Below are 18,277 nucleotides of genomic sequence, written 5' to 3'. Positions count from 1 at the left end.
TATGTTTAAGGATTTTATGGACTTCATGCTGAATGACTTCTTCATCACCGGCGATCCGCTCATCTTGGGCGCGCAGGTATCGATTGGTCTTTCCATGGTAGCAATTGTTATCGCACTTACCTACTTTAAGAAATGGCGCTGGCTGTGGACCGAATGGCTGACAACTGTCGATCATAAGAAAATCGGTATCATGTATGTTATCGCAGCGCTTCTCATGTTGTTCCGCGGGGGCGTCGATGCCCTGCTGATTCGGACACAGCTTGCGCTGCCAAATCTAGAGTTCCTGCATGCAGGACACTATAATGCCATCTTTACAACTCACGGTGTTATCATGATCTTGTTCATGGCGATGCCACTTATGTTTGGTCTCTTTAATATCGTCGTACCACTCCAGATTGGTGCTCGCGACGTCGCTTTCCCTTATTTGAACTCCCTCAGCTTCTGGCTCTTCTTCTTTGGGGCAATGCTGTTCAACGTATCGTTCGTTATCGGTGGTTCACCTGATGCAGGCTGGCTGGCTTATCCGCCGCTGTCAGAGCTGTCAGGCAGTCCTGGCCTTGGTCAAGACTTCTATATTTGGGGGATTCAAATCTCCGGTATCGGTTCCCTGGCGTCCGGTATCAACTTCGTTGTTACCATTCTGAAGATGCGCGCACCTGGCATGAAGCTGATGCAAATGCCGATGTTCACTTGGTCCGTTCTGTCGTCTTCGATTACCATTATGTTCGCATTCCCGATTCTGACAGTAACGCTCTTCCTGCTCTTTATCGACCGTTACCTAGGTGCTCACTTCTTCACCCTTGACGGTGGAGGCAACCCGATGATGTATGTCAATCTCATCTGGATGTGGGGTCACCCGGAAGTATATATCGTTATATTACCGGCCTTCGGGGTATTCTCGGATGTCGTATCAACCTTCTCGAAGAAAAAACTGTTCGGCTACAAATCAATGGTATTTGCGCTTATGTCGATCAGCTTCTTCTCCTTCTTTACCTGGCTTCATCACTTCTTCACCATGGGCTCCGGCGCCGACGTCAATGCGTTCTTCGCGGTCACGACGATGCTTATTGCGATACCAACCGGTGTAAAAGTGTTCAACTGGCTGTTTACGATGTTCCGAGGAAGGATCACCTTCAGCCAGCCAATGCTATGGACGATAGCGTTCATACCATGTTTTGTCGTCGGTGGTATGACGGGGGTTATGCTCTCCGTTGCGCCTGCTGACTTCCAGTTCCACAACAGTTACTTCCTGATCGCCCACTTCCACCAAGTACTGATCGGTGGCGTTGTATTTGGTTACTTCGCTGGCCTCTACTACTGGTGGCCAAAAATGTTCGGCTTCAAGCTGCATGATGGTCTTGGCAAATGGGCATTCTGGCTTTGGAATATCGGCTTCTACGTGTGCTTCATGCCGCAATATGCACTTGGTCTGATGGGTATGACACGTCGTTTCAACGAATACAACTTCGACATGGGCTGGCAGCCGCTTAACGTCGTATCGACGGTTGGTGCCTTCATCATGGGTCTGGCCTTTATCTTCCAAGTGTGGCAAATTGCACACAGCATCAAGTTCTTGAAGAAAGAAAAAAGCGGCGACGCATGGGGAGACGGCCGTACACTCGAATGGTCGATTCCATCGCCTGCACCAATGTATAACTTCGCACGTCTTCCTGAGGTTTCGAGCTCAGATGCATGGTGGGAAGAAAAGCAGCGTCTTGCAAATGGCGGCGAACCAAAACCATTGGCACCGCTTGAACCAATTCATATGCCGAGAAACTCGGGAATTCCGTTCATCATGTCTGTGTTCTTCTTCATTGCCGGCTTCGGCTTTGTATGGCACTGGACATGGATGCTCGTTCCGGGCCTGATCGGTGTAGGATGCTGCTTGCTCGCTCGTTCCTTCGATTACGACACGGACTACTACATTCCGGTTGATGAGATTGAACGTACCGAAGCAGCATTAAAGGGGGTACGTTAAATGGCACACACAGCAGCGCCACATGGCGGCCATGGTCCTAATGACCACGGCCACCATGACGATCACCATGATCATGAATCGATCAAGGTGCTTGGCTTCTGGATGTTTCTTATAACCGACGTTATTTTGTTCGGTACTTTGTTTGCAACATTCTCCGTGCTTCATAACAGCACAAACGGCGGTCCTACGCCGCATGAGATGTTCGAGATGCCTGGCGTTATCGCCGAGACATTTATCTTGTTAACATCCAGCTTTACAAGTGGTCTCGCTGTTCTCTGCATGCATAAGGGGAACAAAAAAGGCCTGATTGGCTGGTTGATTATTACTGCTTTGCTTGGCGCATCGTTTATTTTCCTTGAAGTATCCGAGTTTCTGAAAATGGTTGATGAGGGCGTCAAGATTAGCACCAGCGGCTACTGGTCGTCGTTCTTCACTCTTGTTGGTACTCACGGATTGCACGTTTCAGTCGGTCTGGTCTGGATGATTGCTTTGATGATCCAAATTGGCAAACGTGGTATTAATCCGGTTACGAAACGTAAAGTTACAATTATCAGCTTGTACTGGCATTTCCTCGACGTTGTGTGGATTTTCGTTCTCACAGTCGTTTACTTGATGGGGGTGATGTAGGATGGCCAACCATAATTCGCATGCACATGACGAACATGAGTCCCACGGCTCTTTGAAATCCTACGTCATTGGTTTTGTACTCTCGATTGTGCTTACTATTCTGCCGATCGTTGTTGTAATGAACGACATGATGGACAAAACGCCTACGATCATCTTCATTCTGATCATGGCCGTTCTGCAATTCGTTATCCAGCTCTTCTTCTTCATGCATCTGCGCGAAGATAAGAAACCTCGCTACAATGTAATGGCTTTGATCTTTGGTCTTGTCATTCTGGTCACCATTATTGCAGGGTCGATCTGGATTATGACTTACAACGCAGTAGGTTGATTGTCGTACAAAGCCCGGGTCTTCTCCTTCCGAGAAGCGCCTGGGCTTTTTTTCATTTTGACCGCTATGTTATGATATTCTTTAGTACAACTACCCTTGAGGAGGCATTCTTACGATGTTGAAACGAAATATGCGCCTGCCGCTGCTCGTACTGCTCACTGCAGCAGTACTTGTTGTTATCGCCGGCTGCGGCGGCGGCAGCAAAACAAGCACAAATACGAACAACACCAGTGGCTCCAACGCATCTAATGCGACAGCTACGCCAACTCCTGAAGCAACGAAAGCTCCTAAGCCGGACAAGCTGCTAGGCTCCGAGAAGCATCCGGTTGTAACAGTTGAGATGGATAACGGCAAAACGTTTAAAGTCGAGCTATATCCAGAAATCGCTCCTAATACGGTCAACAACTTTGTATCACTCGTGCAAAAGGGCTTTTATGACGGCACGATCTTCCACCGCGTCATCCCAGGCTTCATGATTCAGGGCGGCGATCCTGAGGGCACAGGAATGGGCGGTCCTGGCTATGCCATTAAAGGCGAGTTCACTGGCAATGGATTCCAAAACGATCTGCTGCACACACGTGGCGTCATTTCGATGGCCCGTTCAGGTGATCCTGATTCCGGCGGCTCCCAATTCTTCGTTATGGTTGCGGATGCGCCATCGCTGGACGGCGAATATGCGGCATTTGGCGAAGTAATTGAAGGCATGGAAACGGTTGATGAAATCGTAAATCAAGAAACATTGAAAACAGGAGAAGGTTCCACTCCTGTTAAACCAATGGCAATCAAGAAGGCAACCGTAGATTTGAAAGGCCTGACATTCGCAGAGCCTGAAAAAGTAAAGTAAGAAAACCACTATCGAAGCGTCTCTAAGGTGGGCGACCGCGTTTAGAGGTTGGCTTTATCGCCAAATAGAATTTCAGTTTTCAGTTTCTCGAAACTTATAAATTCTATTGTGGAAATTCAAAAAAGGCAGTTCCCTCAAGTTGAGTGAACTGCCTTTTTTATATTAGAAGCCCCGCTTCTCGACCTCAATCTCCTGCGGGAGAACAAGGGTCAGCTCCTGATTAATATTCTCCGAACCAATCGCCCCATCCTTATGCTCAAAGCCATTAATAAGCACATACATCGTGCTGCCCACCATATTCGTTGCAACCATCTGTTCCGGCTGCTTCAGCGGCTTTGGTGACCAGTACTGCACCTGTCCAAGCAGCTGAACAGCGCGGCTTTCTCCTTGGTCCAGCTGAATTGGACGAAGCGACTGTACCACGATCTTCTTCACGCCTGCCGGCACGGTTACGGGCTCTGACTGTACAATTGCTGTACGCTCCGTCATTTGCAGCTGATCACGCACTTCATCGAGCAGTCCAGTTGAAGAAAAGGCCGCCATCATTAAACTGCCGCCCCCAATTACCGCCACATAGAACATACTCATCCAATCGTACCGCATAACCGGCTGCTTCTTCCCTGCAAGCTTCAAGTGAATCAAGAGCTCCGCTCCTAGTAAAATGAAGACGACGGGCGTCACCCACAGCAGCATACGAAGGGCATCCGTTCCACTCCAGATCGATATAGCAATGGATATTCCGATCAGGAGCAGGGTGATTCCCATCGATAATGAGCCTACGCGCCATTCTCTCATCGTTCCCCCTCCTTCTCTGTAAACTCCGAAGGATGTTGAGGAAGAGGCTCAGGAGCTGTATAAGACCTGCTGCCGCTGCCGCCGCCAAATACGAGCCGGAAGCCAAGGGCGATCATCAGGAAAGCGACAATTGCCGTTGGCAGGTTGTACTTAAGCTTTACATATTCCGCATAGATGTCTGGCCAGGTTTGTGAGATATAGTTACCCATCACCCGATCACCCAAATAATAAATGCCAAGTACGAGCAGGCCAATGCCAATCCACTTCTGATACGGAGCAAGCTGCGCCACAACCGCTTGATCATTAAGCTCACCACGTTCATAACGTGACATTTGCTGCATCGAATCGAAGAATGCATAGAACCAGAGCAGCGGCATCAGGAATAGGAAGATCGACAATCGCAGCGAATCCATTAAATAAATAGCAATCAGGAAGCCGCCCATTAGCTGCAGGCCACGTTTTTGCAATCCGAGATACAGATGACCCGCTCCTGGGAACAACGACAGAATAGCGGCAAGCACCTTGTTTTTCTTCCCAGTGCCCATATGGTTCTCGATTTCCTCGAACAATGGACGATCGTTAAGCTCTTCGCCGCGCTGCTTCCGGTGAAGCTGTTGAATCGCGTCAAAGATGCTGTAGATCCATATAACTGGCAGTCCTAATAAGAAGATGAGGAAAGCACTGGTGTTGGTAACGACGCCAATAAAGATAACGATCGCGAACAGCCCTAGGAAAGCGACTAGGAATGTGATGCCACGCTGCATCAGGCCAAGTGACATATGACCAAGTCCCGGAATGAGGGACAGCAGTACTGTACTTGTCTTCTCCCGCTGCTGCTCGAATGCGATATATCCAGGGTCAAACGGGATATCTCCCCGTTCGGTGTACGGTCCAGCGGGAGGCTTAGATGACAGCAGCGTCACGACCATATCAACCATATTAATAAGCCAGCTGAGAGCGGCAGTGAAGAGGAAGAAGATGCCTATGTCCCCCCCATCTCCGGATTGTACAGCTAGGAATAAAAACATTAAGGAACCAAAGAAAGCCCCTCCATATAGCAGGCAGCGGAACGGCCGCCCCAAGTAGGCATGCCCGACGCCTGGAATAACAGACAACAATAAAGCGACAACCGGATTTTTTGACATTTCGTCTTTCCTCTCTTTCATTATATATACCTACTTATTTGAAGCGGTCCTTCTCAAGCTTATCGAACCACGAAGATGTACGATTGACCATCTGGTCTGACCAGGTTGGTCCTTGCGGCTGCTCCTTCTCAATCGTCTGCTCGACAGGAACAGAATGGGAGTCAAGCTCACCAAGCTTCGCAGAAATACCGCTGAACGTCCCTGTACCCAGCAGTAGCAGCGTAATGGCTGCGGCAGCCGTAAAGTGAATCGCCGGACGCTGCAGCAGCGACTGGCGGCGGGCAGGCTCTGCACGCATAATAGGCTTCTTCCTCGCCGCTTCTGCAAACAGAATATCGATGACCCGCTTCCCAAGCTTCTTCATATCGGGGACATCTACTGTTGTTTTCGATGTATCCCCTGCCTCTGCGGCTCCAGACCCTTCGGCTTCTTCCGCCTCTACCGCTGACATTAACAGCATGAGGCATGGCTCACATGCCGCGATGTGCAGCTCGACCCCATCCCGCTCCTGCTCAGTCAGTTCATTGCGGACATAAGCTTCCAGATCCGCTGCCCTAAGATGTAATCCGAACGATTGTTCCATGCTCATTCGAAATCCTCCTTTCGCCAGTGCCGCTTAATCCAGTTACGCGCCCGGTAAAGCCTCGACTCTACGCTTTTTTTCTCCAGGCCGGTCTGTGCAGCAATCTCTTCATACGATTTGTTCTCCATATAATAAGCGGTTACGACTTCACGATAGTTATCAGGCAGCTGCTCCACCTGCTCTCGCACATGGCGCTGCTCTTCACGTTCCATAACAGAAGCTTCAACAGGTAGTCCAAGTTCCGTCATTATGCCCTCTGCTTCCAGCCCAGTTATACTTTCCATTAGCTCTTCAGGCTTTCGCATTCGGCTTCTTTTCCAATCAATCGCCTTATTGACGGCTATCCGGGTAATCCACGTCTTGAGGCCGTCCATTCGGAACTCCGGGAGGGAGCGATAGATTTGCAACAGCGCTTCTTGCGTCACGTCCTCCGCATCATGCGGCGAACGGATGACCGCATACACGGTTCGATACAGATATGGCCCATATTCGTCGACAAATGATTGAAACGCCTCAGGACCGCCGTTCTTGATGGCCGTGATCCATTGTTCGTCTTGAATCTCGCTCTCCTCCCTTCCCGATAGAATAGACGACGGTCTAACCGCCCTCCCCTGCACTTCTGCGAAAATATTATTTTTTCCCATAAAAAAACCGGAGATTCGCTTGGCATCCAGCCTTACGACCCCCGGTTTTATGACGTTCCTTCTAAGCCAGTGCTTCCTTAAGCGATTCCGGCGAGTTGTTCCACCATTCTTCGTTATGCTCGATCAAGAGCTTACGGAAAGCCGCTTTCTCTTCTGCATCAAGCTCCTCAAGCTTGTACTTACGCTTAATTGCCGCATCAAGCTTGTTCACGTGGTCAGCGAGAATTTTCCACCCGCGGCGTGCTTCTGTATCGACCCACATCTCACAAGCTGTTGCCCCTGCATAATAAGTAGCACCTGCTTCATTACGCTCTACAGCTGTCCATACGATCCAGCACTTCCGGCCGTTCGGGCAGTCTTCTTTGTTCGGAGTGAACTTGATACCCCGCTCCACCTTACTCTTCGCATGCATCGCGCCGTCATCGATATAAGCAACGCCTCCATCAATGATGACACAAGATACTGCACTTAAATCTATCGTTCCGGCTCCAAAGCCTTTATGTTGTTTGTTGCTCACTACGTTAAGCGCGAGCGACTTCTTTTCTTTCTTTTCCGGTTGTTCCGGCTGTCCTTGCTGCTCTGTCATAGCTCTTCCACCTTCCCCGTACAATAATTCCATTTTAGCTAATAATCCGCGAAAAGCAAACATATACATGCTGTAGATGCTTGTCAACGGGAGGGAAATGTATCATGTCTCCACGCTACGTCAAACGTTTGCTCTTGTTTACGCTTACCGCCGTCCTGCTCGGCCTCTCTATCCAGCAGGGCTTCGGCCGCGCTTGGCAATCTCAATATACTTATGCATTTGCCCCCGCCGCCAAAGCAGCGACCGATTCTGCACCAAAATCGGCCAAGCCGCCTGCCTCGTCCCAACCTGACCAGGTAGCGCCTAAGCCGCAGGCTCTTAGCAAAAGGGTCACCGAGTACCATATCAACGTTGCGCTTCGCGATGATATTCGGTACTTAGACGGACAGCAGACCGTTACCTGGACCAACCCAGGCAAAAAAACGGTGTCCGAGCTATACTTCCATCTCTATCCGAATGCCTTCATGTCGGACAAAACCACGTTTATGCAGGAGTCTGGCGGCAAGCTGCGCTCGGACAAGGCAACAGAAGCCAGTCAGGGCTATATGAAGCTGCAGACACTGGAAACGACGGAAGGGGAAAGCCTGCTTCCACGGCTGCATTATGTACAACCAGATGACAACAATCCGAACGACTTCACGCTGGCCAAGCTTAAACTTCCCGCACCAGTAGCGCCAGGCAAGTCCGTCACCTTACAGATGAGCTTTGAAGTGAAGCTCCCAGAAGTATTCGCCCGTATGGGCTACTCCGGCAACTATGTGATGGCAGGACAATGGTTCCCTAAGCTGGCCGTTTATGAGACAGCGGGTACAAGAGGCCGGACATCGGAAGGCTGGAACATTCACCAGTATCATGGCAACTCCGAGTTTTACAGCGACTTCGGTATTTACTCCGTTCGTATTCAAGTACCGGATTCCTACATTGTTGCAGCTACAGGCTTCCAGACCAAAGCCGTGGAGAAAAAGGACAGCAAAGCGATCTATCAGTTCTACGCCGATGATGTCCATGACTTTGCCTGGTCTGCTTCTCCGGATTTTATCTACTTTGAAGATACCTTATCTGGGCCGGGTATACCGGGTGTCCGGATCAAGCTGTATCTCGATCCCGCGCATGCAGAGCTGAAGGACCGTTATATGCATGCGGCTAAATCCGCGCTTTCTAAGTATGGACAATGGTATGGCGAGTATCCGTATTCCACCCTATCCATTGTTGTCCCACCTAAAGGGGCGAATGGCTCCGGAGGGATGGAGTATCCAACGCTTGTGACTGCTTTCGCAGCAGAGACGAGTAATCCTGGCTACAGCCTTGAGAGAACGGTCATTCACGAGGTTGGTCATCAATATTGGTACGGTATGGTTGCCTCGAATGAATTCGAAGAAGCATGGCTCGATGAAGGCTTCACTTCTTATGCAGAGGATAAAGTGATGGCTAGCGAATATGGTGTTGAAGCGAATCTGCCTCTGGAAGCCAGCTACATGACCGCTCCCGCTCCTCTGAAGCAGCCTTCCTGGGCTTATCCGAGCAATAACGTCTATGCGGAGAATGTGTATATGCGGGCGAAGCTCGTACTTATCGGCATTGAGAACCAGGTTGGCGAAAAAATGATGCAGAAGATCATGCGCACTTATTTCCAAAAGTTTAAGTTCAAGCATCCCTCAAGCGCTGACTTCCAGCGGGTTGTCGAAATGGTCACGAAGCAGAAATGGACCAATTACTTCGACCAATATGTCTACAACAATCAGATGGCAGACATTTCAGTAGAATCTATTAATGTACGACCCGTTGAACAGGATGGAGCGCCCATGTACGAATCAGTGGTGCTTATCCAGCGTAATGGCGGCTACAACGGGCCGATTCCGGTAGTTCTGAAGTTCAAGGACGGCACAACCATTCCGAAGACTTGGGATCCGGAAGACTCTCAAATCCAATACAAAGTGGTCCATAGCTCCCCGCTTGAATGGGTGGCGATTGATCCACAGCATACAAACGTGCTCGACAACAAACATATTAACGATTATTTGAAGGCGGACTTATCGGAAGTTACACGTACGCGCTGGAGTCTTGGCGCCTCTAACGTTATCCAGGGACTGCTCGGATTACTGGGCTGGTAGGCATGCTTTCGAAGTAGAATTGCTTCACAATTCTTTTAAGGAGGTTTGCAATGAAAAATCATATGATGCAAGGCTGGCGGCTCGCGATCAAGCACTTCTATATTGTCATACTGCTGTTCCTATACCAGCTGCTGTGGGGGTTCTTCCTGTACCGGTTTATCGATTCGGTTGTCTCGCCGCTGCTGCAGCGATTCCCGGATCACTCCCCTGCGAATTCAGCGATTCAGCTATTTATGAGTGAAGCTCAATTCCAGATCATGAAGACGGATTTGCTTACCCCATACTTATGGCTGCTTGGCGGCTTATTCGCAGCAAGGATGCTCCTCTCCCCTTTGTTTAACGCAGGACTGTTATACTCTCTGCAGCATGCCTCAGAATCCGGAGGTACACAGTTCCTTCAGGGCATTCGAAAAGCATGGAAGCCTGTAACGCTGCTTTACTGGATCGAGACGTTACTCGCCCTTGCTCCTGCATGGTGGCTGGCACCTAGGGGACTGGATGCATTACTTCACAGTCGTTCAATCGGAGATCTCCTGCAGCAGCTGCTTCCCGCTGCGGGAGGCTGGTTGATTTGGGGTATCCTGCTCCATCTCCTCTTCCTCGCCATGCAATTTGGCGCTACAAGTGAGAAAGGCGGCGGCATTTTCCAATCGCTTGGTGTTGCGATCAAGCATCTGCTGCCTTTCGCCGGCTTATCACTCTTAATGTGGGCTATTGGTTCGGGAATTGGATTGTTTGTCACAAGCTTTTCTCTTGTATGGGCCGGATTCATTGCCCTGATTGTCCATCAGGGTTACCATCTTGTCCGTACCTTGATGAAAGTATGGACTCTAGCCTCCCAATACGACATTTTGAGATCAAAAGAAGTTTAAAATTTTCTCATAATTATAGAGGCAGCCCGCCCTGCGACCTAGTCGTAGCGCGGGTTTTTCGCGTTTTTTCGGGAAGGCTTGTCTTTCATTCTCCAAATAAATCAACATATTTGCTAGAAAAAACACATAGTAAAGAGTTAGTAAATCGGAATAGTGCTAATCTGCTAGTCTGTGCGTCCTATAAAGATGCGGCCAACCGCAAGATCCCCATTTTTCCGCTTAGATTAGCCAAAAGGTTCCATGAGAATTATTAGAATTTGCCAGATTGGGGAGGAGATAAGCGAAAATTACCGAATAGTTACCAAGTACATAATTTACACTGCCAAATTCCTTGTACTGGAAACGGGGGAACCACCTCTGGGTGAATTGACTTCGACGTCCGATTATGAAGATCGGCGCCTGAGAAGTCATAGGGATCCTTCAACCGAACCCCACAGCTAACCTCGTCGGCATTGGAAGGAGTTTCACCGTTTTGAAAAAGGTTACTGCACTTATTCTTGGGCTTGCGCTAATGCTGGCTTTCCAAGCTGGAAGCGTTTTCGCAGACTCCAAAATGGACGGCATTGTCAGTGATTTAATTGGCACGCCGTACGTTGCAGGCGGAACATCATCGAAAGGATTCGACTGCTCTGGTTTTTCTTCGTTTGTATTCGAGAAAATGGGCGTTGATCTTCCTCGTACATCCGCTTCGCAAGCACAAACAGGTAAGAAGATCGCCAAGAGTGATCTGATCGCCGGAGATCTCGTGTTCTTCAACACGAACGGTCGTGGTGTATCTCATGTCGGCATTTATGTAGGAGATGGCCAGTTTGCTCACGCTTCGTCCAGCAAGGGCGTTACGATCAGCAATCTCAGCGACTCCTATTATGTAAATCGGTATGTGACTGCTCGACGTGTCATGGACCCTACTACTTTCACCAAATATGCCGACGAACAATAGAATTGAGCGGGCCCGCTTCAATTGAAGCGGCAGGCAAAATTCCTACAATAAAGCCGCATGCTGCTTGTCCAACTGGACAAACCGCTTGCGGCTTTATTGTTTGTTTGTTGCTATTCGGATTAGGTTGTTAGGACACTGCCGTCGCCTGCCGCCTGCCTAACGCCAGCATCGCAAGCAAGACGACAAACATCGCTATAATAAACGCTCCGAGAATCCAGACCGTACGGTCTGCACCATAGCTGTCCATCATCCATCCCGTCAATTTCGGGAAGATCGCACCGCCTATCCCGCCGCAAGCAACAAGCAGGCTGGTCGTCCGCTCTGTCATGCCTGGAATAAGTCCATTCGCAAATACAAGTGCAATGCCGAATACACCGGAGAAGAACAATCCACTTAATCCGACAAGGACCAGCATGCCGCTTAACTGGCCGACCGCTCCCATCGCAAGAATGATAATACAGGCTCCTGCAATGGCGACAAACAGGTATCGGAAGTAGCCGACACGATCTGCCAGACGTCCAGCGAATAGTCGGCCAAGAATCATCGTGCCCCAGAATAGGCTTAACGTGGAAGGCGCGCTCGCCTCTGTCATGCCGGACCGCTCAATCATAATAGACGGCAGATAGTTGGAAAAGCTCATCTCCACCCCAACATAGATGACGAAGAACAACGCAGAAAGCAGCAAGAACGGAAGGGCTGCTCTCTTATAACCAAACCATCCTTTTGTTCGCGGTGCACTGGTTTCCCGCTCTACATGTTCCTTGTTGGCTCTGCCATGATAACCAATCTTGTCATCTATCGATCCAAATGATAGCGTCATCCATAAGATAAAGGTTATGCCGGCAAGAGCAGATAGAATTGGGAAGGATACCTGCCAAATATCATATTTGATCAATATACTTGCCATGGTCGGCATTAAGAAGGCTCCGATACCAAAGAACGTTTCCAGCTGGGTCATCGCATTAGCTTTCCCGTTCTCCTCTGCCAATTCAATGACCATTGCTCCGATAACGGATTCCGTCATCCCAAATCCAAAGCCTGCGAACAAGGCGATAAACAGCATCAGCCCCCACGAATCGGGAGTCAGACTGTAGGCTGCTTCACCAAGGGTCAGAAGCCCTAATGAGAGGAGTACTCCCCCTCTTTTGCCAACCTTTGACGTAATAAATGGAGAGAGCAAGACACCCACCAAAAAACCAAGAAACTGATTCATCATCCATTGCCCGCCGTCATCATAAGACAAGTCGTACTTATCGAGCATCTGCTCCATGACCGAGCCGCCCACGACATGAGCTAATCCAATGACGAGATAAGACAAACAGCCAAGTGCTATTAATTTGCGCATCGTAAAAGTTCTCCTTAGATATCCTTCAGCCAAATCCGAATGAAGTCGATAAGTGAATGTTATAATGGAAAAAAACTTATTGATTCATGTTGAGGGTATACAAATGACTAATTTTTCCGATGAGCTTTATTATAAACGATCCTTGGTGGACATGACTATCCAGCCAATGGAAATGGAGCATGCCAAACAAATCTGTGAATGGCAATACGAATCGCCGTATGACCTATACCACTGGCCTTCCTGGGACATCATGCAGCAGGACGAAATCGAATTCGGCGATCCAGTCCTGCGGCGCATGCAATATGCTGCCGTCTTGAATCGCAGACAGGAGCTCATTGGTTTTGCACAATTTTTCCCCATTGTTGGTGTAACACGCCTCGGGCTTGGATTGCACCCTGCCCTATGTGGCAGAGGTATAGGAACGGACTTCACCCGATTGATTACCACTGAAGCCATTCATAGAGCTCCCAAGAACAGTATTGATCTTGAGGTGCTAACCTGGAATGTTCGAGCGATTAGAACCTATGAACGAGCAGGTTTCATTGTTGACGATACTTATGTAAGACAGACGCCGGAAGGACCAGCAGAGTTCCATTGTATGGTGTACCAGTCCTCCCCTTAATATCCCTATAAGCGATAATAGTCAGGCTCAGGATCTTTCATATCCACAAATAAAATAATGCCGGGTTTAGCCAATACCGATACGGTTCTGATCCATGCTCTCGAATCGAGGTCGGTATAGGCTCGTGATACCATAGAACGACGTTTCTCGCTAAGCTGTACCACATTGGGAACAAAATACGGGCGCCAGCTCCAGTTCGCTCCGCAATATTCATCCTCCCGCCGCCAGCTTCCATCAACTGGCCTTCTGGAATAGTTGGACGAAATTTGAATGCCGTCATCTCGGCACAGGTAGACACGGATACAGTTACTGTCCAGCTCCTGCAGTAGTCTGACGATCCATTCGTTATCTTCTTCTTCCAGCTCCTCCAGATGACCAATCCGGTCAACCCTGCCTGCCAGCCTGTCCGACAAATACCGCCAATAATTCTCCGAATAGAGCTGCAGCTGCCGATGTGCCTCCAGCTCTTCTTCTAATAAAGAAGCAAACCGAAACGGCTGCTCGAAATCCGGCTCTGCCTTTGCAAACAAAAAGCCCTGAACATACCGGACACCTGCCTGCATCGCTCTCGCCAGATCCTGCCTAGTCTCGACACCTTCCGCAAGCAGCGATGCGCCAAGCTGATCAGCGAGCGCCGAGAAGGAGCGCAATGTACCAAGATAACCGTCGTGGTTCGCACTTCGTTTCAGCATATGCATGTCGATTTTCAGGATATTCGGTTGAATGAGCGCAATCCGATCTATGCCGCTAAAGCCGCTGCCTACATCATCAATTGCGATAAGACAGCCCTTAGCACGGTACATATCAATAACCTCGCGCAGCTCCTCCATCTCGCCATTAAAGCTTTCTTCGGTAATCTCAATGACAACTCTGCTCGGGTCGATCTGGTATTTGTCGAGCAGAGAGAGGGTATAGAGCTCCCCGGATTGCATACCGTGATGCATCCAGTTTGGCTTTAAATTAATAAACAGCATTGGAGGCTGGTCCGTTGCCGCGATTTTCTGGAAAGCCTGCTCGCGTAAAATGCGGTCCACTGCAATATGATCCTCTAACGGAATCGTTGGATCACAAAAAAACGGACCCAAGCTGCGGACAGCATCATCCTTGCAGGCTCTTCCAAGCACCTCATAGCCAACTACTTTTCTCGTATCAAGCGCGATGATCGGCTGATAGAAGGCAGACAGCTGCTCGCCCTCGAGCTCTAATGTCTGCGGTATCGTCGTATTTGATAAGCAGTCGTTCGTCACGCTCACGCTCTCCCTTTACTACCTTTATGTCAAACGAATCATGCGCGTCACGTTATCTCCTTGGGACACTTCAATGACATGATGCTTCGGATGGTACGTAATTGATCCTTTGCCAACCTCGATCATCGGCTGTTCTCCAAGACCGAAGAACACATCGTCCGCAAGCGCCTCCATTACTTCATGACGGTCATCATCACCAAGTGCGGCCCACTCTTCTTCTTCCATCTCGAAAAAGGTATAGCTGCCTTCCACTTCGCCGACGGCTTCCGTCAGCTCTTTCAATATATCTGCATATTCCCTTGCGTGCCTAACGCCCATTGCTGTTAACCACCTTTACCAAATTTATCTGCTATACATTCATTTTACCGCATTTTAACGAAAATTAACGCCTTCTCTCTTAAATCATTTCTGAAAGTCTAATTTCCATACGATAACTTGTCGATATAAGAACTAGAGATTTGTCGAAAACGTACTGGACGGGGTGCATGATGAAGAATTCTACAATTATCGGTATAGTATTAGGACTTGTTGCGGTACTGGTCGGCATGACGCTGAAGGGTGCCGCTCTAAGCAATCTGTTAAATCCCGCCGCTTATATGATTATCGTCCTCGGGACCATTGCCGCTATTATGATTGCCTTCCCGATGTCGGAGCTGTCCAAGGTTGGAAAACTATTCAAAATTGTTATTAAAGAGCAGCAGCTAATGCCGCGCGAGCAGCTCATCGAGAACTTTATGGAATGGGCATCCATCACACGCCGTGAAGGTCTTCTTGCTTTGGAAGCAAGGGTCGACGATATTGAGGATACTTTCCTCCGTAACGGCATGCGTATGATTATTGACGGCAACGATCAGGACTTTGTCCGCGATGTTCTGCTTGAAGATATCTCCGCAACGGAAGACCGTCACAAAGCTGGCGCGTTGATCTTCACGCAAGCTGGTACGTACGCTCCTACACTTGGTGTACTAGGTGCCGTAGTTGGTCTGATTGGTGCACTTGGACATATGGATGACATGGAGACTCTCGCTCATTCCATTGCAGGTGCCTTTATCGCAACTCTGCTTGGTATCTTCACCGGTTATGTGCTCTGGCATCCAATCGCGAACAAATTGAAACGTCTATCCAAGAAAGAAGTTCAGCTTCGCTTGATGATGGTTGAAGGTCTGCTGTCCATCCAATCCGGCGTATCAACAATTGCGATTAATCAGAAGCTGTCTGTATTCCTCACCCCAACGGAACGGGCGGCAATGAGGGAGAAGGAGGCTGGCGCTGGTGAAAAAGCGTAAGCACGACGACCATGAAGAACATATCGACGAGTCATGGCTTATCCCATATGCCGATTTACTAACACTACTCCTTGCGCTATTTATCGTATTGTATGCGGCCAGCTCCACGGACGCCAGAAAATTCGAGCAAATGAGCGAGGCCTTCAGCGCGGCCTTTAATTCAGGAGCCGGCATTCTGGACAACCCGGCGATTATTAAGTCGGGAGAGCAGCCCCAGCAGAAAATTGATGATGCGAAGAAGACCAATACAGAGAGTAAAGAAAATGACAGTGAATCGAATCTTCAAGAGCTGATGAAGAAAGAGCAGGAAGACCTGGAAAAGCTGAAGAAGCAGCTCGATCAATATATTAAGAAAAACGGCCTTTCCTCCGATCTGGAGACAAAGCTGAATCAATCACAACTGATGATTACCATCAGCGATAATGCGTTATTTGCATCTGGCAGCGATGCCCTCAAATCGGATTCGATTGAGCTCGCAGCGGCCATCTCCAAGATGCTCGAGCCTTATATCGGCTATGAGATTATTGTATCGGGCCACACTGATAATCAGCCGATTCGGACGCAGTCCTTCAAGTCCAACTGGGATCTCAGCTCTTCACGAGCGATCCGGTTCATGGATGTACTTCTCAAGAATAACAAGCTGAAGCCGGAGCGATTCAGCGCCATTGGATATGGCGAGTACCGGCCGGTGGCATCCAACGATACAACCGCTGGACGCGCCAAAAACCGCCGTGTTGAAGTATCGATTATCCGGAAATATGTCGATGCCACGAATGTTCAGCAAGTCCCTGCTACACCTAAACAATGATGAGAAAAATCCCCTGACCGATTTCGATCAGGGGATTTTCATTTGGATATGCAGCCTAAGAAGGCTTGTAATCCAGCGTATGGAACAGCTCTGCTTTCTCTGCTTCCGTTAGATCACGCCATTTGCCGATTGGCAGCTGGCCCAGTTGAATATTCATAACCCGAACGCGCTGCAGCTTCCGTACATGATAACCAAATGCTTCACACATCCGGCGAATTTGCCGGTTGCGGCCTTCGGTCAGAATAATCCGGAAGACGCGGTCCGTTACTCTCGTTACCTGACAAGGTAGAGTCATGCTTCCAAGTATTCGAACACCACTCGACATGCCGTTCACGAACTCTGCTGTAATCGATCGGTCAACCGTTACGATATACTCCTTCTCATGCTTGCCTTCCGAACGAAGAATCGGATTCACAATGTCTCCATCATTCGTCAGCAGAATGAGCCCATCCGAATCTTTGTCCAGCCGGCCGATCGGGAAGATCCGTTCTTGATGACCAACAAAGTCCACAATGTTGCCGCGAATATGCAGCTCTGTCGTACTGGTGATGCCAATTGGCTTGTTAAGCGCAATATACACATGATGCTTATGCTCGCCGATTCGTTTGCCGTCAATCCGCACATCATCGCCAAGCTCAGCCTGACTTCCTAGTTCTGCTTTCTCGCCGTTAATCGTGACACGTCCACTGTCAACCAGCTTATCCGCTTCACGCCGCGAGCAATATCCTGTCTCACTAATAAACTTATTAATACGCACAAATGTTCACCCCGTATTCTGTGCTGCCATTTCCGCTATGCGATTAGAGGAATACGTGTAGACAGCAGGCTGTCCTTCCATATTCTGCTCCTTGGCTTGCTCTATCATAGCTTGCTTCGCTGCTGTCCGCATGGCCTTAGCCACATGTTCTCCTGCAATTGGACGGTACTGCCGAAGCGAGCCTATCATTCCCCATTGTACTGCCTTCAACACGGCTGCGCCAATTCTTTCTCCCAGGCGGAACGACGGTCTTGCGCCTAATAATAAAGAAGGCCGAAATATACGCACCGAGTCCAGCGGAATCTGCACCAGCTGCTCCTCGAGTTCACCTTTTACCCGATTATAGAAAAAGGACGACGAGGATGAAGCTCCCATCGACGTAATAACCAAGTAATGCTTCGCACCTGTATGTTTCGCCCATTCAGCCAAGGCTAGCGGATAGTCATAATCCACCTTGCGGAAGGCTTCCTGCGAGCCTGCCGTCCTGATCGTCGTTCCAAGCGTACAAAACACGACATCCACCGACACATCATCAAGCGCTTCCCACATCCGGTCGAAATCCGCAATAATGACTCGCAGCTTCGTTCTAAAAGCCGGCTCCATCTGGGCCTGGCTAAGCGGGCGTCTGGCTAATACCGTAATGGAATGGCATGCCGGATCATTCAGCAGCTGCTCCAGCAGTGCTGATCCAACAAGTCCCGTTGCCCCTGCAATTAAGCTGCTGTATGTACCCATGCCTTCATTATTGTCCATTGACGG

20 protein-coding genes and 1 riboswitch are annotated in these 18,277 nt (G+C 49.3%); of the genes, 10 read left to right on the top strand and 10 right to left on the bottom strand.

The features are described 5' to 3' along the window. The first annotated feature begins 1 nt into the window (after position 1). The 4 genes from AC0YNT_RS29770 to AC0YNT_RS29755 all read left to right on the top strand — a co-directional run bounded on the left by AC0YNT_RS29770 (position 2) and on the right by AC0YNT_RS29755 (position 3,777). The gene (locus tag AC0YNT_RS29770) at positions 2–1,978 is read left to right on the top strand and encodes a cbb3-type cytochrome c oxidase subunit I (RefSeq protein ID WP_475807815.1); all 1,977 of its coding nucleotides are present in this window, start codon (positions 2–4) and stop codon (positions 1,976–1,978) included. Then, entirely contained in the window at positions 1,979–2,605 is a 627-nt protein-coding gene (gene cyoC, locus AC0YNT_RS29765; RefSeq protein ID WP_475807814.1) for a cytochrome o ubiquinol oxidase subunit III, read from the top strand. Position 2,606: 1 nt separating this feature from the next. Then, positions 2,607–2,933 (top strand): cytochrome o ubiquinol oxidase subunit IV, encoded by a 327-nt coding sequence (gene cyoD / locus AC0YNT_RS29760; protein WP_167282996.1) that lies wholly within the window; start codon positions 2,607–2,609, stop codon positions 2,931–2,933. Positions 2,934–3,048: 115 nt separating this feature from the next. Continuing rightward, complete coding sequence (locus tag AC0YNT_RS29755; protein ID WP_475807813.1) at positions 3,049–3,777, top strand: peptidylprolyl isomerase; 729 nt, start codon at positions 3,049–3,051, stop codon at positions 3,775–3,777. A gap of 162 nt (positions 3,778–3,939) precedes the next feature. Here AC0YNT_RS29755 and AC0YNT_RS29750 read toward each other — a convergent pair whose 3' ends face one another. The 5 genes from AC0YNT_RS29750 to AC0YNT_RS29730 all read right to left on the bottom strand — a co-directional run bounded on the left by AC0YNT_RS29750 (position 3,940) and on the right by AC0YNT_RS29730 (position 7,530). After that, a complete protein-coding gene (locus AC0YNT_RS29750; RefSeq protein WP_475807812.1) occupies positions 3,940–4,572 on the bottom strand; it encodes a hypothetical protein in 633 nt (210 codons plus the stop codon). Further along, on the bottom strand, positions 4,569–5,717 hold the full coding sequence (locus tag AC0YNT_RS29745) for a hypothetical protein (RefSeq protein ID WP_475807811.1): 1,149 nt from the start codon (positions 5,715–5,717) through the stop codon (positions 4,569–4,571). Before AC0YNT_RS29745 ends, AC0YNT_RS29750 begins: the two co-directional genes overlap by 4 nt. Before the next feature lie 34 nt (positions 5,718–5,751). Continuing rightward, a complete protein-coding gene (locus AC0YNT_RS29740; protein WP_475807810.1) occupies positions 5,752–6,306 on the bottom strand; it encodes a zf-HC2 domain-containing protein in 555 nt (184 codons plus the stop codon). Beyond that, positions 6,303–6,944 carry an RNA polymerase sigma factor gene (locus AC0YNT_RS29735; protein WP_475807809.1) on the bottom strand — a complete coding sequence of 214 codons (642 nt, stop codon included), beginning with the start codon at positions 6,942–6,944 and terminating at the stop codon, positions 6,303–6,305. Before AC0YNT_RS29735 ends, AC0YNT_RS29740 begins: the two co-directional genes overlap by 4 nt. A 61-nt stretch (positions 6,945–7,005) precedes the next feature. Continuing rightward, complete coding sequence (locus tag AC0YNT_RS29730) at positions 7,006–7,530, bottom strand: YwhD family protein (RefSeq protein WP_441896946.1); 525 nt, start codon at positions 7,528–7,530, stop codon at positions 7,006–7,008. Positions 7,531–7,634: 104 nt separating this feature from the next. Here AC0YNT_RS29730 and AC0YNT_RS29725 point away from each other — a divergent pair, with 104 nt between their 5' ends. From AC0YNT_RS29725 to AC0YNT_RS29715, 3 genes are all read left to right on the top strand, one after another. Beyond that, positions 7,635–9,641 (top strand): M1 family metallopeptidase, encoded by a 2,007-nt coding sequence (locus AC0YNT_RS29725; RefSeq protein ID WP_475807808.1) that lies wholly within the window; start codon positions 7,635–7,637, stop codon positions 9,639–9,641. A gap of 50 nt (positions 9,642–9,691) precedes the next feature. After that, positions 9,692–10,513 (top strand): hypothetical protein, encoded by an 822-nt coding sequence (locus AC0YNT_RS29720; protein WP_475807807.1) that lies wholly within the window; start codon positions 9,692–9,694, stop codon positions 10,511–10,513. A gap of 310 nt (positions 10,514–10,823) precedes the next feature. Beyond that, a riboswitch (cyclic di-AMP (ydaO/yuaA leader) is annotated at positions 10,824–10,980 on the top strand. Between the two features lie 5 nt (positions 10,981–10,985). After that, the gene (locus AC0YNT_RS29715; RefSeq protein ID WP_475807806.1) at positions 10,986–11,453 is read left to right on the top strand and encodes a C40 family peptidase; all 468 of its coding nucleotides are present in this window, start codon (positions 10,986–10,988) and stop codon (positions 11,451–11,453) included. A 127-nt stretch (positions 11,454–11,580) separates the two neighbouring features. On the opposite strand, the gene AC0YNT_RS29710 is transcribed toward AC0YNT_RS29715, so the two are convergent. Next, on the bottom strand, positions 11,581–12,798 hold the full coding sequence (locus tag AC0YNT_RS29710; RefSeq protein WP_475807805.1) for an MFS transporter: 1,218 nt from the start codon (positions 12,796–12,798) through the stop codon (positions 11,581–11,583). Positions 12,799–12,901: 103 nt separating this feature from the next. Between AC0YNT_RS29710 and AC0YNT_RS29705 the strand changes: the two genes are divergently transcribed. After that, positions 12,902–13,420: a GNAT family N-acetyltransferase gene (locus AC0YNT_RS29705; RefSeq protein WP_475807804.1), complete on the top strand. Its 519-nt coding sequence runs from the start codon at positions 12,902–12,904 to the stop codon at positions 13,418–13,420. Between the two features lie 5 nt (positions 13,421–13,425). On the opposite strand, the gene AC0YNT_RS29700 is transcribed toward AC0YNT_RS29705, so the two are convergent. Together AC0YNT_RS29700 and AC0YNT_RS29695 are read right to left on the bottom strand one after the other, a co-directional pair. Further along, a complete protein-coding gene (locus AC0YNT_RS29700; protein ID WP_475807803.1) occupies positions 13,426–14,667 on the bottom strand; it encodes an EAL domain-containing protein in 1,242 nt (413 codons plus the stop codon). 24 nt (positions 14,668–14,691) lie between these two features. After that, positions 14,692–14,985, bottom strand: a complete 294-nt coding sequence (locus tag AC0YNT_RS29695) for a hypothetical protein (protein WP_441896958.1) — start codon at positions 14,983–14,985, stop codon at positions 14,692–14,694. Between the two features lie 170 nt (positions 14,986–15,155). Here AC0YNT_RS29695 and motA point away from each other — a divergent pair, with 170 nt between their 5' ends. Together motA and motB are read left to right on the top strand one after the other, a co-directional pair. After that, complete coding sequence (gene motA / locus AC0YNT_RS29690; RefSeq protein WP_167283042.1) at positions 15,156–15,953, top strand: flagellar motor stator protein MotA; 798 nt, start codon at positions 15,156–15,158, stop codon at positions 15,951–15,953. Beyond that, entirely contained in the window at positions 15,937–16,761 is an 825-nt protein-coding gene (gene motB / locus AC0YNT_RS29685; protein ID WP_475807830.1) for a flagellar motor protein MotB, read from the top strand. The genes motA and motB overlap by 17 nt, the downstream gene beginning before the upstream one ends. A gap of 55 nt (positions 16,762–16,816) precedes the next feature. Here motB and rluF read toward each other — a convergent pair whose 3' ends face one another. After that, a complete protein-coding gene (gene rluF, locus AC0YNT_RS29680) occupies positions 16,817–17,518 on the bottom strand; it encodes a 23S rRNA pseudouridine(2604) synthase RluF (RefSeq protein WP_475807802.1) in 702 nt (233 codons plus the stop codon). Positions 17,519–17,524: 6 nt separating this feature from the next. After that, on the bottom strand, positions 17,525–18,271 hold the full coding sequence (locus tag AC0YNT_RS29675; protein ID WP_475807801.1) for an NAD-dependent epimerase/dehydratase family protein: 747 nt from the start codon (positions 18,269–18,271) through the stop codon (positions 17,525–17,527). Between the last annotated feature and the right edge of the window lie 6 nt (positions 18,272–18,277).

It is taken from the genome of Paenibacillus sp. J22R56, assembly GCF_056269375.1.
The sequence above is the reverse complement of the archived record's forward strand: the minus strand, read 5'-3'. Positions and strand labels throughout refer to the sequence as shown.

Coding starts and splice junctions, on each gene's coding strand:
- AC0YNT_RS29720 (WP_475807807.1), top strand. CDS start 9,692: ATGAAAAATCATATGATGCAAGGCTGGCGGCTCGCGATCAAGCACTTC.
- AC0YNT_RS29725 (WP_475807808.1), top strand. CDS start 7,635: ATGTCTCCACGCTACGTCAAACGTTTGCTCTTGTTTACGCTTACCGCC.
- AC0YNT_RS29695 (WP_441896958.1), bottom strand. CDS start 14,985: ATGGGCGTTAGGCACGCAAGGGAATATGCAGATATATTGAAAGAGCTG.
- AC0YNT_RS29755 (WP_475807813.1), top strand. CDS start 3,049: ATGTTGAAACGAAATATGCGCCTGCCGCTGCTCGTACTGCTCACTGCA.
- AC0YNT_RS29710 (WP_475807805.1), bottom strand. CDS start 12,798: ATGCGCAAATTAATAGCACTTGGCTGTTTGTCTTATCTCGTCATTGGA.
- AC0YNT_RS29735 (WP_475807809.1), bottom strand. CDS start 6,944: ATGGGAAAAAATAATATTTTCGCAGAAGTGCAGGGGAGGGCGGTTAGA.
- AC0YNT_RS29675 (WP_475807801.1), bottom strand. CDS start 18,271: ATGGACAATAATGAAGGCATGGGTACATACAGCAGCTTAATTGCAGGG.
- cyoC (WP_475807814.1), top strand. CDS start 1,979: ATGGCACACACAGCAGCGCCACATGGCGGCCATGGTCCTAATGACCAC.
- cyoD (WP_167282996.1), top strand. CDS start 2,607: ATGGCCAACCATAATTCGCATGCACATGACGAACATGAGTCCCACGGC.
- AC0YNT_RS29745 (WP_475807811.1), bottom strand. CDS start 5,717: ATGTCAAAAAATCCGGTTGTCGCTTTATTGTTGTCTGTTATTCCAGGC.
- AC0YNT_RS29705 (WP_475807804.1), top strand. CDS start 12,902: ATGACTAATTTTTCCGATGAGCTTTATTATAAACGATCCTTGGTGGAC.
- AC0YNT_RS29770 (WP_475807815.1), top strand. CDS start 2: ATGTTTAAGGATTTTATGGACTTCATGCTGAATGACTTCTTCATCACC.
- AC0YNT_RS29740 (WP_475807810.1), bottom strand. CDS start 6,306: ATGAGCATGGAACAATCGTTCGGATTACATCTTAGGGCAGCGGATCTG.
- motA (WP_167283042.1), top strand. CDS start 15,156: ATGAAGAATTCTACAATTATCGGTATAGTATTAGGACTTGTTGCGGTA.
- AC0YNT_RS29730 (WP_441896946.1), bottom strand. CDS start 7,530: ATGACAGAGCAGCAAGGACAGCCGGAACAACCGGAAAAGAAAGAAAAG.
- AC0YNT_RS29750 (WP_475807812.1), bottom strand. CDS start 4,572: ATGAGAGAATGGCGCGTAGGCTCATTATCGATGGGAATCACCCTGCTC.